Source organism: Gemmobacter caeni, from assembly GCF_003054195.1.
GTDB classification, from domain to species: domain Bacteria; phylum Pseudomonadota; class Alphaproteobacteria; order Rhodobacterales; family Rhodobacteraceae; genus Gemmobacter; species Gemmobacter caeni.
Genome location: NZ_QBKP01000004.1, coordinates 30,109 through 45,254 on the forward strand (window position 1 = coordinate 30,109; position 15,146 = coordinate 45,254).

The following is a 15,146-nucleotide window of genomic DNA, read 5'->3' on the forward strand; positions in this document are numbered from 1 at the left end:
GAACAGTATCCCCATGAATGCGGTCATTGTCGAATCCTCCGATCCGGTCACGCTTGTCGCGGGCGGTCCGGTACGGCTGGCCGAGTTGCGGATGGCGCTGCGGCGGGCGCCTGTGATTGTGGCTGCCGATGGTGGGGCTGACCGGGCGCTGGGTCTGGGAGTGGTGCCGCAGGCCGTGATCGGTGACCTCGATTCCGTTTCCGCGCGCGCGCGCGAGTCGCTGGTGGATGTCTTGCACCCGATCACCGAGCAGATGACCACCGATTTCGACAAGGCGCTGCGATCCATTCGCGCGCCGTTCGTGCTGGCCCTGGGCGCGACGGGGGGGCGGATGGACCATGAGCTTGCGGTGCTGTCGGTGCTGGTGGCTCATGCTGCCCGCCCCAACCCAATGCCTTGTCTGCTTCTGACGCCCGAGGATGTAATCTTTGCGGTTCCGCCACAAATTCGTCTGAATCTGCGGGCGGGGGACAGGCTGTCGCTGTTTCCGATGATGCCCGTTTCCGGATGCAGCACGGGGTTGCGCTGGCCTATCGACGGAATTGCCTTTGCGCCGGACGGGATGATCGGCACCTCCAACGAAGTGGCCGAAGGGCCGGTGCAATTGCGGCTGGATGGGCCGGGGATGCTGGCGATTCTGCCGCGCGGTCGTCTGGATGCCGCTTTGACGGGCCTGCTGGGGGCGGTGGCATGAAAGGCGAATCGACGGGGTGGTTGGCAGCAGGCGCTGCCGGGGTTTTCTGCCGGACCGGCTGTCGTCTGGCCCCGCGTCAGGGGGCAGAGGTCTGTGACAACCCCGCTACCTGCCTTGCGGCCGGATTGCGCCCCTGCCCGGATTGCGACCCGCTGGATCAGCGGGCCAACGGGTTTGACGCGGGGCTGGCCGGGGCGCTGGTGCGGCTTGGCGGCGGTGGCGACGGGCCTGTCGTGCTGCATGCCGCTTTGTTGCCGACACCTCTGGGCGAAATGCTGGCGATCTGCGACGCGCAGGCCATCCGCCTGCTGGAATTCACCTCGCGCCCGGTGCTGGCCCGGGAGGTAAGGGCGCTTGCCCGCGCGGCAAAGGGCCGAATCGCTCCGGGTCAATCCGCGATGACCGAGAGGCTGGCGCATGGTTTGCAGCGTTATTTCGCCGGAGATTTCGGTGCGGCTGACTTGCCGCTGGCGCCGCTCGGCACGCCCTTTCAGATCAGGGTCTGGCACGAGTTGCGCCGTATTCCGCCCGGCGTCACGATCCGATATGCCGATCTTGCGGCCCGGATCGGCAGGCCCGACGCCGTTCGGGCGGCTGCTGCGGCCAACGGGGCCAATCCGGTGGCGATTCTCATCCCCTGCCACCGAATCCTGGGCTCGGACGGCAGCCTGACCGGCTATGGCGGTGGGTTGTGGCGCAAACAGTACCTGCTCGGGCTGGAAAGCGCGCAGGCTCCGGGCGGTGAATCGCTTGACGCTGACCGGATTTCCGCCTAAAGGGCTGCGATGGAATTCGGTACCCGCAGCTTTGCGGGCGCTTTGGGTGTTACTCCGGGCCGCCGCTCAACGGGGCACAGGTCCGAAAGACAAGGAACAAGACGATGTCGCGCGTCTGCGAACTGAGCGGTAAAGGCCCGATGGTTGGTAACAACATCAGCCACGCCAACAACAAGACCAAACGGCGCTTCCTGCCGAACCTGAATGACGTCACCCTGATCTCGGACGTTCTGGGCCAGTCGTTCAAGCTGCGCGTGTCCTCGGCCGCGCTTCGGACCGTCGATCACCGTGGCGGCCTGGATGCTTTCCTCGCGAAAGCCAAGGATGACGAGCTTTCGGCCAAGGCGCTGAAGATCAAGAAAGAGATCGAGAAGGCTCAGGCTGCCGCCTGATCCTGACTTCGGTCGGATGTTGAAGCCCCGCCTTTGGCGGGGTTTTGCTTTTGGTGCGGGCAGGATGCCGCAGGGGCATTGCCGCGCTGGTCAAACCCGGGGCGCTGCGCTAGGCAAGGTCATGCGCCGTTTTATCCGACATCTGACCGGAATGTTCGTGCTGCTGGCCTTTGTGGCCGGTGCGCTCGGGCTTGGCGTGGCGCGGGCGCTGCCAGTGGCTGTGTCCGAAATGGAAATCTGCTCTGAGGGCCAGACCCGGCTTCTGAGTGTGGACGCCGCCGGCCGGCCTGTCGGGCCGGTGCATCTTTGCCCCGATTGCGTCATCGGCGCCTCTGCCGCCCCGCCGGGGTCACTGCCGCCCCCGGAGCGGCCCGCAGGCCGGATCACCCGGGCGGAATGGCCGGCTCCGCATGCGGAAATGGCGCAAGCCCGGCCCCGGCCTTCGGCGCGGGGTCCACCTGTCCTGTCGTGATCTCTTTCCGACACAGACCTCAATCAAAGGACAGAACAAATGACCCTTTTCAAATCGCTTCTGAGCGTTGCCGCCCTCTGCGTTGCCCTTCCGGCTTTTGCCGGGGATATCGAGGTGAAGGATGCCTATGCGCGCACCTCGTCCATGATGTCCAAGTCCGGTGCGGCTTTCATGGTGATCGAGAACCATGGCGATGCGGATGACCGTCTGGTCTCGGCCGCGTCGGATGTGGCGCAGAAGGTTGAACTCCATACCCACAAGGACATGGGCGATGGCGTTATGAAGATGATGAAAGTGGAGGAAGGCTTTGCCGTTCCCGCCCACAGCGAACATGCGCTGGCGCGTGGCGGCGATCACGTTATGCTGCTGGGCCTGACGCGCGAACTGAAGCAGGGCGATATGGTCAGCGTGACCCTGACTTTCGAGAAGGCAGGTGAAATGACCGTCGAAATTCCGGTGGATCTTGAGCGTCAGGATGGCATGCAGATGGGCGGCGGCATGGGCCACGACCACAGCAAGATGAACCACGGTCAGACGGGCGCCTCGAACTGAGCCTTCAGCAGCCCCGCCGGTCCAGCACCTCGTCCACCCAGAGGGGGGCAAGCTGCGTGGCGGGGCCAAGCCTGATCTCGTGAAAATCCGGGGCGACGGCGCTCGCCTCGGTATTCAGTTCAAGACAATGCGCGCCCGCGCGGGCTGCATCCTGTGCGAAGGCCGCTGCGGGGTATACCGTGCCTGAACTGCCGATCGCGACGAACAGATCAGCGCTGCGCAGCAAGTCCCACACTGTTTCCATGTGATGCGGATATTCGCCGAACCAGACGATGTCGGGGCGGGCCTGTCGCGCGTGGCAGGTGGGGCAGGGCGTTGCGGGATGCATCGCGGCGGGGGCTGGCCAGCGATGGCCACAAGCGGCGCAGAGCGCGCCCTCCAGTGCGCCATGCATGTGAAGGACATCGGACGACCCTGCGCGTTCATGCAGGTCATCCACATTCTGTGTCACGATCCGCACCTTGCCGGGCCAGTGGCGTTGCAGACGCGCCAGCGCCTCATGCGCGGCATTCGGATGCGCTGCACGCGCATTGGCCCGGCGGGCATTATAGAAATCGTGCACCAGCGCGGGATTCCGGGCGAAGCCTTCGGGCGTGGCAACCTCGTTCAGGTCATAACGGGTCCAGAGGCCATTCTTGTCGCGGAAGGTGCCCAACCCGCTTTCCGCGCTGATCCCGGCGCCGGTCAGGATGACGATGGTTTCGATTGCGGTGTGCTCCTGCGGGGCTGCTGATGGTGTCGCGGTCAGCCGGACCAGTTGACCCACTGTCCATGAAAACCCGCCCGGCCCATCGCAAGGTCCAGATCGCCGGGCCAGAGACGCAGGCGCAGTCCGGCGCCCTCTGCCCCCGCATCCGCTTCCATCCCGAACCAGGCCAAAGGGGTGTCGGGCGTCGCACGCGCGCCTGCGGCTTCAAGTAGCCTTGTGCCCCGCCGCTGCGCCTCGGGCGGAAAATATTGCCAGGCAACCGTATGACAGACCAGATGCAGATGGCCGGGGCTGGTTGATGCCAGGCGCTGTTCCAGCCATTCCACCGCATCCGCCTGATCGACGGTCGCGTCCTGCACCTGCAAGGCAGCGCGCGTGCGCGACAGCCGGTCGGCCTGATCTGGCCAAAGGCAGGACAGCAGGCGCAGTTCATCCTCCGGCCGGTCAGCACGCAGCGGGGCCAGATCGACGCCGCGCCGCCGGGCGATGACGGGTGGTGTGGCAGGGGGCAGTGGCCCGTGCCAGTCGGGTTTCAATCGCAAAACGGCATCCGCCGGGCCGAAGCGCCGCCCGGCAATATCCAGGGCGTAGCGGTCGAACATCAGGTTCAGCCCTGCGCTTGCGCCCAGTTCTGACAGTACGATGGGCAGGCCGAACCGCGCGGTCAGCCAGTGCGCCACGGCGATCAGCACGGCAGAGCGGCGGATTTCATTGGTCTGCGGCGCGCGGTTGCACCACTGGCTCAGGAAGGCATCATGCCGGTGGAGGGCGGCATCCAGTGCCAGCCCAAGATCGCCGCCAGCGCCGCCGGGATAAGCCGCCGCCAGCGCGTCATCCTGCCCGGTCAGCACTAGCGCATGCAGGCCGCTGGCCAGCCGAAGGGGCAAGGAGGCACCGCGCGGCCCGATCTCCCCCGGCCAGTCCACGAAACGACGCGCCAGATCGGTGTCACCAGGCCAATGCGCCGCCAGATGGCGCATAAGCCGCTCCATGAAGGGTGAGCCAAGCGCTGCGCAACTCGCGGCCTGCTCGGCAAAGGCCGCAGGCAGACGGTCAGCCACGGAGGGTCAGCCGGCGCAATAGGCCTCGGCGGTCTGGCCGAAAGATTTGTAACGCTCCCAGAACGCGTCATCGGCTTCGCGTTTCGAAATCCAGACCTCATGTGCCAGATCCGGGTCTGCCATCATCTTGGCGGCCTTCCGCTGGTCGCGGCCCGTCAGCGTCATGTCGGCGACCTGCTGGATGCAGCCGCAGATGGCCGGGTTGGCCGAGCCGCGATCAGAGCGCAGGCAAGCCCGTTCGATCGAGCCTGCAAATACGGAAGTCGCCATGACGGGAAGCACCAATGCGCCAAAGGCGCCTGCCAGAACCAGTTTCTTCATGTCTCTGCCTCATGCCGCCGGGACGAGGGTCCGCCCCGGTCATTTTCTGGCAACAATTATGACGATTCGGGGCAAATTTATCAATGATCTGGCGCAAACCGGCGAAAATTGGCCGAAACGGCGGGGGCAGCGCCGGATGATGCGGGGCGCAGGGCACCCCGCCGCAAGATGATGTGGCCTGAAGCTCAGGCAGCCAGTAGGGCCGTGTGATTGCGCAGGTGCCTTTCGGCCATCTGACGCCCCCGCCGACCGGGCACCAGCACCCGCGCCGGGCGCAGCCAGCCGCTGTCGAGAATCGCCAGTTCCGGGAACAGTGCAAGGATTTCCTGCGCTGCCTCATTGCCCAGAGCGCGCATCGCCATCGGGCCCGGATACAGGCTTTCGCTGGGGGCGCCGTCGGCAAAGAGGATTTCATGCCGGTCGAACATCAGATGCACATAGGTGACGGGTCGCAGGCTGTCATCGCGCGTAATGCCCGGCAGACCGATCAGATGGCAGGCGGCAACCAATACCTCTTCGGTCTCGAACATCCGCTGCGCGATCCGCGAGCGGACCAGCATCCGGTGCTGTGGTGACACATGCATCTCGCGCTCCGGCTGACCGGGGCCGAGCGCCCCGGCGGCGATGCGCACCGGCCGCAAATGTGCCGACGCGGCCAGTTCGGCGGAAGACAGGCTTCGCGTGCCGATCCAGCGCAGCGCCTGTGCCCCGTGATCGGCGGTTTCCACCAGATCACCGACGGCAAGACTTTCGATGGCGCGCAGGCCATCGCGGGTGCGGATCAGCGTGCCTGCCGTGAAACAGGGGATTTCGATATCGAAAATATCAGGATCGAACGAGATAACCGCGTTCAGAACCGTGTTGTTCGGGAACGGTGTCGCCTGATTGATGGTGATGGACCGCAGCGCGTTGATGCCATCCCAGTCGGGCAGGTAATTGGCGTTGGGCCGCAGAAACAGGTCGCCGTTTGTCATCTGCACGATGGTCGCCACCTGGCCGGAGGTGCTGCCGTCGGGCAGAGTGATGGTAATGTCGCCCCGGAAGGTGGTCTGGATCGTCTGGCCGCTGATCGTGCCCGGCGTTGTCGGGCTGTCGAAGCTGAACTGGCTGAGGAAATTGTTGGTCTGGTTGAACGGTGCGGTGAAAACCTGCGCCCCGCCGCTGCTGGTGGTGGTGCCCGTAACCGCCACCGGCGCGATATGCCCCGGTCCGGTGACGGAATAGCCGTTCATCCCTGCGGCATTGAGCTGGCTTTGAGTGACATTGCTGGAAGCTGTGCTGTCGATGGCGGGCAGGTTCCCGATCCATAGCCAATTGACCGTACTGGTCGGCATCGCAAATTCCCCCGAACTGGTAACGCCCTTGCCGGGCGGCGGAGCATGGCAGCGGCCCGCAGCTACAGGGGATGGGAAGGGCCGCGGCGAATGTCAAATCGTGCAAAATTCGTGGCGAAAGCGTGTTTACTTTAAGAAATTCATGCAATTGCAGGATATCATGGCAAGATCTGGCTGTTTCCGGAATGGAAACGGGTCGAGCATGCTGTGAGGGGCCAAAAATTCCCCCCTGACGGGAGCCGATCCTGCCCGATCCCCCGCTGATCCCCGGCACGCAAATCCCCCTTCCCGGCCCTTGCATGACAGGATATATGCGCGCCCATGACCCAGCTTGACCGTATCCGCAATTTCTCGATCGTGGCCCATATCGACCACGGCAAATCCACCCTCGCCGACCGTCTGATCCAGATGACGGGCACGGTGGCTGCGCGCGACATGAAGGCGCAGATGCTGGACAGCATGGATATCGAGCGCGAGCGCGGCATCACCATCAAGGCCAACACCGTGCGGATCGAATATCCGGCGAAGGATGGCAATACCTACATCCTGAACCTGATCGACACGCCCGGACACGTTGACTTTGCCTATGAGGTCAGCCGGTCGATGCGCGCGGTCGAAGGCTCGCTTCTGGTGGTGGATGCGTCGCAAGGGGTCGAGGCGCAGACGCTGGCCAATGTCTATCAGGCGATTGACGCAGGTCATGATATCGTGCCGGTGCTGAACAAGGTCGACCTGCCTGCCGCCGACCCCGAGCGGGTCAAGGAAAACATCGAGGATGTGATCGGCATCGACGCCAGCGACGCCATCACGATTTCGGCCAAGACCGGCCTCGGCATTCCGGATGTGCTGGAGGCTATCGTGAAGCGCCTGCCCGCACCCAAGGGCGACCGCGATGCGCCGCTGAAGGCTATGCTGGTCGACAGCTGGTATGACGCCTATCTGGGTGTCGTCGTCATGATCCGCGTCATCGACGGCGTGATCAGGAAGGGCGACCGGGTCAAGATGATGCAGACCGGCGCGGTTTACGGCATCGACAAGCTGGCGGTGCTGAAACCGCAGATGGTGGATATTCCCGAACTGGGGCCGGGCGAGATCGGCGTGCTGACCGCTTCGATCAAGCAGGTGCGCGACACCCGCGTGGGCGATACGATCACGCATGAGCGCAAGCCCTGCGACGCGCCGCTGCCGGGGTTCAAACCCGCGCAGCCGGTGGTGTTCTGCGGTCTTTTCCCGGTCGATGCCAATGACTTCGAGGCGTTGCGTGACGCCATCGAAAAGCTGGCGCTGAACGACGCGAGCTTCAGTTATGAAATGGAAACCTCGGCCGCGCTTGGTTTTGGGTTCCGCATGGGCTTCCTCGGGCTTCTGCATCTGGAGGTCGTGCGCGACCGGCTGGAGCGGGAATATGACCTTGATCTGATCACCACCGCGCCTTCTGTGGTCTTCAAGCTGCACATGAAGGATGGCGAGGTGCGCGAGTTGCACAACCCCGCCGACATGCCCGACCTGACCTATATCGACCATATCGAAGAGCCGCGCATCAAGGCCACGATCATGGTGCCCGACGAATATCTGGGCGACATCCTGAAGCTTTGCCAGGATCGCCGGGGTATCCAGCTGAACCTTACCTATGCGGGCAGCCGCGCGATGGTCGAATATGACCTGCCTCTGGCCGAGGTGGTGTTCGATTTCTATGACCGGCTGAAGTCGGTGACCAAGGGCTATGCTTCGTTTGACTATCAACTGTCGGAATACCGGGAGGACAATCTGGTGAAGATGTCCATTCTGGTGAACGACGAGCCGGTGGATGCGCTGGCGATCATGGTTCACCGCGACCGGGCCGAGGCGCGGGGGCGCGTGATGGTGGAGAAGCTGAAAGAGCTGATCCCCCGTCACATGTTCAAGATCCCGATCCAGGCGGCGATTGGCGGCCGTGTCATCGCGCGCGAAACGATCAGCGCCATGCGCAAGGACGTGACCGCGAAATGCTATGGCGGCGACGCGACCCGGAAGAAGAAGCTCTTGGAGAAGCAGAAAGAGGGCAAGAAGAAGATGCGCCAGTTCGGGAAAGTGGAAATCCCGCAAAGCGCCTTCATCAATGCGCTCAAGATGGATAGCTGAGGCATAGCGTATTTAGGGCCCATGCCCCTGACCGTATCGGGGGTATGCTGGCCTCCATAAAGGGCGCTTGATACGCGTGGCGCTCTCTGGCCTGTTTCGGCAACGGAAGCCGCCGTGTCTGCAATCTCTGGTTGACGTCTGGGCTGCCTGCCGGGCAGCTTGGGCCGAAACTCCTCAGGGGCGGGCCGGATGTCGGGATTTGCGGTAATCTTCAGGCTCATCACGGGGATGCTGCTGCTTGTGCCTGCCGGGCGCGCGGTGGCGGAAGAGGACTGGCAACCCCGCATCGAGTGTGGCTCACCCACGTCGCAGGGAACGCGGGTTTATAATGGCCGTCGGCACCAAGAGATTGTCAGCGAGGTTTCGGGGGAACGCATCAGTTCGCTGACCGGCGGGAGCTCTCGTGTCGCAAAGCGCCACGCGCTTATCAAACGCAGCGACTGCTGGGTTACGTTCTGGTCCTTTGAGGAGGACGGCCAAAAGACGCGCATGAAACGCCAGACGGGTTCTTTCCGTGAGGTCGAGGACTATCCGCCGGAGAATCGTTTTAGGCCGGTGCCATATGGGGCGACCGTAGGCCAACAAACCGGCCGGGATTTTATGGCGCAGATCGACAGCGAGGCGGCGGCCTGTCGCGCGGCCTATGACCTGGTGATCAGATCGTTCCGAAATGGCATCAATACAGAAGAAGACCGCAACAGGCATGTCGCCATTGTCGAGGAGATGAACGCTTGCATGTGGCGACGTGCCGAGGCGCTCGACAAGACAGGTTTTCTTGGGAAGTGGTATTCGGCTGAGGATGATCGCGACCATCTGTTCGCGGTGGTTGAAGGCAAGCTGCATATCAGAATGCTGAGGTGACAGCCGGATTGCGGTGAGCGCTGCGGGGGCATGTCCTGCAATGAAAAGCGGCAGGGTTTCCCCTGCCGCTATTGCCTTACATGTTCGGGTAGTTTGGGCCGTCACCGCCCTGTGGCGTGGTCCAGTTGATGTTCTGCGACGGGTCCTTGATATCGCAGGTCTTGCAGTGGACGCAATTCTGGAAGTTGATCTGGAACCGCGCCTCGGCGCCTTCGCCGATCACCTCGTAGACGCCAGCGGGGCAGTAGCGTTGCGCCGGTTCGTCATATTCGGGCAGGTTGACGCGGATCGGCAGCGACGGGTCTTTCAGCTTCAGATGCGCGGGCTGGCTTTCATCGTGGTTGGTGAAGCTGAAGGCCACGTTGGTCAGCCGGTCGAAGGACAGTTTGCCGTCGGGCTTCGGATAGTCGATCTTCTTGAAATCCTTCGCCTTGCCGGTTGCTGCCGCATCGGTCTTGCCGTGTTTCAGCGTGCCGAACAGCGTCAGGCCGATGGTGTTGAGCCACATATCGGCGCCGCCGCCCATCAGCGAGGCGACGAGGCCGAATTTCGACCACAGCGGCTTGACGTTGCGGACCTTCTTCAGATCCTTGCCGATCGGGCCGGTGCGGACTTCGGTTTCATAGGCAGCAAGTTCGTCGCCCTCGCGGCCTGCCTTGATCGCGTCAAAGGCGGCTTCGGCGGCGGCTTTGCCCGACAGCATGGCGTTATGGTTGCCCTTGATGCGGGGCACGTTCACCATGCCGACCGAACAGCCCAGCAGCGCCACGCCCGGCGCCACCATCTTGGGCATTGACTGCCAACCGCCCTCGCTGATCGCACGAGCGCCATAGGCCACGCGTTTCCCGTCTGCCAGCAGATCAGCCACCATCGGGTGATGCTTGAAGCGCTGGAATTCCATATAGGGATAGAGATGCGGGTTGGCGTAGTTCAGGTGAACCACAAAGCCGACATAGACCTGATTGTTTTCAAGGTGGTAGATGAACGAACCACCCCCGGCATTCGACCCGAGCGGCCAGCCCATCGTGTGAGTGACCGTGCCCTCGCGGTGCTTGGCGGGGTCGATCTCCCAGATCTCTTTCATGCCGATGCCGAATTTCTGCGGGCAATGGCCCTTCGACAGGTCATATTTCGCGATGACCTCCTTCGAGAGCGAACCGCGAACGCCTTCCGCGAGGAAGACGTATTTGCCACGCAGCTCCATCCCCGGCTCGTAGTTCGGGCCGGGCTGGCCGTCTTCACCCAAGCCGAACTCGCCGGCGACGACGCCGACCACCCGGTCACCTTCGTAAACCAGTTGCGAGCAGGACATGCCGGGGAAAATCTCGACCCCCAGCCCTTCGGCCACGCCCGCCATCCAGCGGCAGACATTTGCCATCGAGACGATGTACTTGCCGTGGTTGTTCATGAAGGGCGGCATAGGCCAGTTCGGGATGCGCGCCTGCCCGGCCGGGCCGAGGATGTAGAAATTGTCTTCTTTCACCTCGGTCTTGATCGGGGCGTCCATCGACTGCCAGTCGGGCAGCAGGGCATCCAGCCCGCAGGTATCCAGCACGGCACCGGACAGGATATGCGCGCCGACCTCGGACCCTTTCTCCAACAGCACGACATTCAGATCGGGGTCGAGCTGTTTCAGCCGGATCGCCGCTGACAGACCAGCAGGCCCGCCCCCTACGATCACAACATCGTATTCCATGCTCTCGCGTTCGATCTCTGCCATCCGCGTCTCCCCTGTGGCTACGGGCGCCACGCGCCGCTTGCTGGATTTGTCCGGGGTTTTGTCTGCCCCAAGGGAAAGCGCCCGTCAATCGTGACGCAACATCAAAGCGCTGCATCGCGGCATAGGAGAAATATTCTTGCGGTGCCTGTGACGCAACCATCCGCCGATCTGTCGTTTCCCTGCCGCGGCCCCTTGCATTTGCGGCGCCGGTGCGGTCTGGTGAGGCCAAGACGACGGAGAGTCATGGCCTGGCCGGGCCGTGGCTTTGTTTTTTGGTGAGAGACCGATGGAAAAGATTCCGATGACCCGCGCAGGGTTCGACACGCTGGATGGCGAACTGAAGCACCTGAAATCGGTGGAGCGTCCCGCCATCATCCAGGCCATTGCCGAGGCGCGCGAGCTGGGTGACCTGTCGGAAAACGCCGAATACCATTCCGCGCGCGAAAAGCAGAGCTTCATCGAAGGCCGCATCAAGGAGCTTGAGGGCACGCTGTCGCTGGCCGAGGTGATCGACACCGCGAAACTGTCGGGGCCGATCAAGTTTGGCGCCACGGTGACGCTGGTGGACGAGGACACGGATCAGGAAAAGACCTATCAGATCGTCGGTGAGGTCGAGGCGGATCTGGAGCGCGGGCTGCTGAATATCCGCTCGCCGCTGGCGCGGGCACTGATCGGCAAGGACGAAGGCGACAGTGTCGAGGTCAAGACGCCGGGCGGCGACCGCAGTTACGAAGTGCTGAGCGTCCGTTATATCTGAGGCGAGGGAGGCACCATGCCCGAACCGCATGACAGCCCGATGGGTGGCGCGGCAGAGACCGGCGCCCGGTTTTCGCGTGTGGAGGCCGTGGCCGCTGCGCTGAGCGTGATCTGGGTGGTGGCTGTCGCCGCCTATCTTCTGGCCGGGCCGGGGGAAGGCGGGACGCTTGATCTGGTGATGACGCTGGTCATGGTGTTCCTGCCCATCGCGCTGATCTGGATCGGGGTTACGACGCTCCGGTCGGTGCAGGATCTGCGGGCCGAAGCCGCGCGGTTGCAGGCTTCGGTTGAAACCATGCGGGCAACCTGGGTGCAGAGTCAGGTGCAGCCTTCCGTCGAGCAGAAGTTGCAGGAGATCGAGCGTGCGGCCAAAACGGCCGAGACGGTGCTGGCCACCTTCACCTCGCGCCGCGATGCCTCGCTTGTACAGGCCTCGGCGGACCGCAAGGCGGCGCTGGTCGCCCCGTCAAGGGGCGCTGCGGCCGAGGATCAGCCGGCGCTGGCGCTGGGAACTCCGGCGGAGGATCTTCGTGCGCCGCTGTCGGTGGCTGAATTCATCCGCGCGCTGCAATTCCCCGAGAACCCCGATGACCGTGACGGGTTTCGGGCGCTTCGTCTGGCACTGGAGGATCGCACGGTCGCCAAGCTGATCCGCGCCGCGCAGGATGTGCTGACGCTGCTGGCGCAGGAAGGCATCTATATGGATGACCTGAAGCCGGATCGGGCGCGGCCCGAACTGTGGCGCAGTTTCGCCCAAGGCGAACGCGGGCGGGCAATTTCAGGGCTGGGCGGGATTCGCGACCGTTCGTCGCTGGCGCTGACGGCAGGGCGGATGCGGGAAGACCCGATCTTCCGCGATGCGGCGCATCACTTCCTGCGGACGTTCGACCGGACTTTTACTGAATTCGAGAAGAACGCCACTGATGCCGAACTGGTTGATCTGGCGGATACCCGCACCGCGCGCGCCTTCATGCTGTTCGGCCGGGTGGCGGGGGTTTTCGAGTAGCCCGCGCTTTTCAGGCGGAACGGGCCCTTGTGGGCCCGCGCGTCTTTTATCTCGTCGTCCGCCTTTGGCGGATCGCCTCGGCTGTGCCTCCGGCGGGAGTTTTTTTGCAGGAAGCAAATATCAGACCGGGGTGGCGGAGAGCCATACGCCGCCTTCGGGACGCAGGGTAAGGATCATCACGGGATTTGGGCGCTTGCCAGGCACCGGAGCGAAGGCGAAGCGTGCAAGCAGGGTGGCAAGGATGATCACGGCCTCCTGCATGGCGAAGCTGGCGCCGATGCAGATGCGGGGACCGTCGCCGAACGGCAGGAAGGCGAAGCGTTCGGGGCGGCTGTCGAGGAAGCGTTCGGGGTGGAAGCTGTCGGGGTCATGCCAGAGCCTGTGATGGCGATGCAGCGCGTAGATCGGCAGGATCACCGTATCGCCGGGCCGGATCTCGCGCCCGCAGAGCCGGTCCATTTCTTGTGCGGTGCGTGAGAGGAAAGCGGCGGGCGGGTAAAGGCGCAGGGTTTCCTCGACCATGGCGCGGATGAAGGGCAAGTGGGGCAGATCGTCCGCCGTCGCGGCGCGGGTGCCGAGGCGGGCCTGCGCTTCTTCCCGCGCGCGCGCCTGCCGGGCGGGGTCGAAAGCAGCGAGGTAGAGCGCCCAGGACAAGGTGAGGGCGGTGGTTTCATGGCCTGCGACGATGAAGGTCAGCAGGTTGTCGCGCAACTCTGCCGTGGTCATCCGGCGGCCGGTTTCCGGGTCTTGCCCGGCGAGCAGCAGGTCCAGCAGGTCGGGCGGGATGGAGGGACCGCGGGTCCGGCGGTTCGCTATGGTGGAATCGGCCATCTGTTTCATGGCCCCCATGCGGTTGCGGGCTTGCAGGCGCGAGGGGCGAGGCACCCAGCCGGGCAGACCGAGGATGTCGAGCAGCGAGACCCTGGCGGTGCCTGCGATGTAATCCTCGATGGCGAGATGGACGGCGGCGGGGTTCAGCCCGTCGCCGCCGGCGAAGGTCACATCGGAGATGACGTCGAAGGTGGTGCGCACCATTTCGTCGAACAGATCGACCGCGCGCGGCCCGGCGGCGGCGATGCGGGCACTTGCCGCTTCGGCGGCGGCGGTCATCACCGGGGCGAGAGCTGCGACGTTGCGATGCGAGAAGACCGGCGCGGCGGTGCGGCGCTGCCAGAGCCAGCTTTGCCCTTCGGCCACGAAGAGGCTGTCGCCGATGGCGGGTTCCAGCAGCAGTTTGGTGACCACGGATTTCGGGTAATCCTGCACCCGGTCGCGCAGGATCTGCCGCAGCGCGCCGGGGTCCATCACCATATGCCAGCGCTTGCCGGTGCGGCCCGACAGGATCGGGGCATGGGTGGCGATTTCGGGGATCAGTTCCAGCACGTTGCGGCGCCCGGCACGCAGCGAGCCGAGAATGCCCAGAGGCCTGGTCGCGAGCGGCACGCGGACGGGCAGGGCGGTGGTTGAATCCATCTGGACCTCCTGTTCCCAGGATATAGGCACGGGATCGCCCGAGGCAATTCCGCGTCGTTGCATGGTCGGTGGCAAGCGGGTAATCGGAGGGCACCCAGACCGGAGAATGCCGATGTCGCGACCTGCCCGCCGCCTTGCCTTGCCTCTGATGCTGCTGCTGACGGCGGCCTGTGCGAAGAACGACCTGTCCGATCCGCCTGCAGACCTGGGGGATTTTGTGCTGGGGCACAACATTGTCGTGGCCGACAAGATGCAGAAGGTGCCGATTTCCCGCGAGGCGACGGTGGAGGAATGGGAAGCCGCCATGAAGAAGGCGGTGGATGATCGTTTCGGGCGCTACGAGGGCAAGCGGATCTACAATATCGGCATCTCGGTCGATGCCTATGCCCTTGCTCCTCCCGGGGTTCCGGTGGTGCTGTCACCCAAGTCGGTGCTGGCGATCACGGCGAATGTCTGGGATGACGCGAAACAGAAGAAGCTGAATGCCGAGGGCAAGAAAATGACCATTTTCGAGAACCTCGATGGCGACAGCGTCGTGGGTTCCGGGCTGACCAAGACGCGTGAGCAGCAGATGGCGGCGCTGTCCTTCAACGCGGCCAGGGCGGTGGAGAAGTGGTTCCTCGACAACCCTGAATGGTTTGACCTGCCTGCAAAGGGCAAAAAGCCGAAGACCGGGGATGCCGCAGCCGCCGAAGATACAGGCGCCGAAGGCAAGTGATACTTGATTTTCCCGGCTTTCATGGCTAAGTCGCGCCCGGTGTAGATTACGGGCCTTGTCCTCAGGGCCCCACAGACCGCGAGGGCCCCCATGGCAAAGGCAAAGTTTGAACGGAACAAACCGCACGTCAACATTGGCACGATTGGCCACGTTGACCACGGGAAGACGACGCTGACCGCT

The 15,146-nt window shown here is 63.9% G+C and carries 17 protein-coding genes; 11 read left to right on the top strand and 6 right to left on the bottom strand.

Features of this window, described 5'->3' with window-relative positions; translation table 11 throughout:
- Positions 1-13: 13 nt before the first annotated feature.
- From C8N34_RS07455 to C8N34_RS07475, 5 genes are all read left to right on the top strand, one after another.
- On the top strand, positions 14-694 hold the full coding sequence (locus C8N34_RS07455) for a thiamine diphosphokinase (protein ID WP_108128387.1): 681 nt from the start codon (positions 14-16) through the stop codon (positions 692-694).
- A complete protein-coding gene (locus C8N34_RS26810; protein ID WP_242013892.1) occupies positions 691-1,470 on the top strand; it encodes a methylated-DNA--[protein]-cysteine S-methyltransferase in 780 nt (259 codons plus the stop codon). The genes C8N34_RS07455 and C8N34_RS26810 overlap by 4 nt, the downstream gene beginning before the upstream one ends.
- Positions 1,471-1,574: 104 nt before the next feature.
- On the top strand, positions 1,575-1,862 hold the full coding sequence (rpmB, locus tag C8N34_RS07465) for a 50S ribosomal protein L28 (RefSeq protein WP_054303083.1): 288 nt from the start codon (positions 1,575-1,577) through the stop codon (positions 1,860-1,862).
- Positions 1,863-1,983: 121 nt separating this feature from the next.
- Positions 1,984-2,334, top strand: a complete 351-nt coding sequence (locus tag C8N34_RS07470) for a hypothetical protein (RefSeq protein WP_145693817.1) — start codon at positions 1,984-1,986, stop codon at positions 2,332-2,334.
- Positions 2,335-2,373: 39 nt separating this feature from the next.
- Complete coding sequence (locus C8N34_RS07475; RefSeq protein ID WP_082400953.1) at positions 2,374-2,886, top strand: copper chaperone PCu(A)C; 513 nt, start codon at positions 2,374-2,376, stop codon at positions 2,884-2,886.
- Between the two features lie 4 nt (positions 2,887-2,890).
- On the opposite strand, the gene C8N34_RS07480 is transcribed toward C8N34_RS07475, so the two are convergent.
- The 4 genes from C8N34_RS07480 to C8N34_RS07495 form a co-directional block, all read right to left on the bottom strand.
- Positions 2,891-3,592 carry an NAD-dependent deacylase gene (locus tag C8N34_RS07480; RefSeq protein WP_108128565.1) on the bottom strand — a complete coding sequence of 234 codons (702 nt, stop codon included), beginning with the start codon at positions 3,590-3,592 and terminating at the stop codon, positions 2,891-2,893.
- 38 nt (positions 3,593-3,630) lie between these two features.
- Entirely contained in the window at positions 3,631-4,656 is a 1,026-nt protein-coding gene (locus C8N34_RS07485; protein ID WP_108128389.1) for a DUF2332 domain-containing protein, read from the bottom strand.
- 6 nt (positions 4,657-4,662) lie between these two features.
- Positions 4,663-4,977, bottom strand: coding sequence for a hypothetical protein (locus C8N34_RS07490; protein ID WP_054303080.1), 315 nt, complete (start codon positions 4,975-4,977; stop codon positions 4,663-4,665).
- Positions 4,978-5,162: 185 nt separating this feature from the next.
- The gene (locus tag C8N34_RS07495; RefSeq protein ID WP_108128390.1) at positions 5,163-6,311 is read right to left on the bottom strand and encodes a Hint domain-containing protein; all 1,149 of its coding nucleotides are present in this window, start codon (positions 6,309-6,311) and stop codon (positions 5,163-5,165) included.
- 321 nt (positions 6,312-6,632) lie between these two features.
- Between C8N34_RS07495 and lepA the strand changes: the two genes are divergently transcribed.
- Complete coding sequence (lepA, locus tag C8N34_RS07500; protein ID WP_108128391.1) at positions 6,633-8,432, top strand: translation elongation factor 4; 1,800 nt, start codon at positions 6,633-6,635, stop codon at positions 8,430-8,432.
- 189 nt (positions 8,433-8,621) lie between these two features.
- Positions 8,622-9,293 (top strand): hypothetical protein, encoded by a 672-nt coding sequence (locus C8N34_RS07505; protein ID WP_108128392.1) that lies wholly within the window; start codon positions 8,622-8,624, stop codon positions 9,291-9,293.
- Positions 9,294-9,369: 76 nt separating this feature from the next.
- Here the strand turns inward: C8N34_RS07505 and C8N34_RS07510 are convergent, their stop codons facing one another.
- Positions 9,370-11,013: an electron transfer flavoprotein-ubiquinone oxidoreductase gene (locus tag C8N34_RS07510; protein ID WP_108128393.1), complete on the bottom strand. Its 1,644-nt coding sequence runs from the start codon at positions 11,011-11,013 to the stop codon at positions 9,370-9,372.
- Positions 11,014-11,299: 286 nt separating this feature from the next.
- Between C8N34_RS07510 and greA the strand changes: the two genes are divergently transcribed.
- Together greA and C8N34_RS07520 are read left to right on the top strand one after the other, a co-directional pair.
- Positions 11,300-11,770 (top strand): transcription elongation factor GreA, encoded by a 471-nt coding sequence (gene greA / locus C8N34_RS07515; protein ID WP_054303075.1) that lies wholly within the window; start codon positions 11,300-11,302, stop codon positions 11,768-11,770.
- A 15-nt stretch (positions 11,771-11,785) separates the two neighbouring features.
- Entirely contained in the window at positions 11,786-12,775 is a 990-nt protein-coding gene (locus C8N34_RS07520; RefSeq protein WP_054303074.1) for a hypothetical protein, read from the top strand.
- A 120-nt stretch (positions 12,776-12,895) separates the two neighbouring features.
- On the opposite strand, the gene C8N34_RS07525 is transcribed toward C8N34_RS07520, so the two are convergent.
- Positions 12,896-14,248 (bottom strand): cytochrome P450, encoded by a 1,353-nt coding sequence (locus C8N34_RS07525; protein WP_054303073.1) that lies wholly within the window; start codon positions 14,246-14,248, stop codon positions 12,896-12,898.
- 112 nt (positions 14,249-14,360) lie between these two features.
- On the opposite strand from C8N34_RS07525, the gene C8N34_RS07530 reads away from it, so the two are divergent.
- A complete protein-coding gene (locus C8N34_RS07530; RefSeq protein ID WP_108128394.1) occupies positions 14,361-14,966 on the top strand; it encodes a hypothetical protein in 606 nt (201 codons plus the stop codon).
- A gap of 90 nt (positions 14,967-15,056) precedes the next feature.
- Positions 15,057-15,146: GTP-binding protein (locus C8N34_RS27295; RefSeq protein WP_139226313.1), on the top strand; the 90-nt coding region annotated here is incomplete at its 3' end.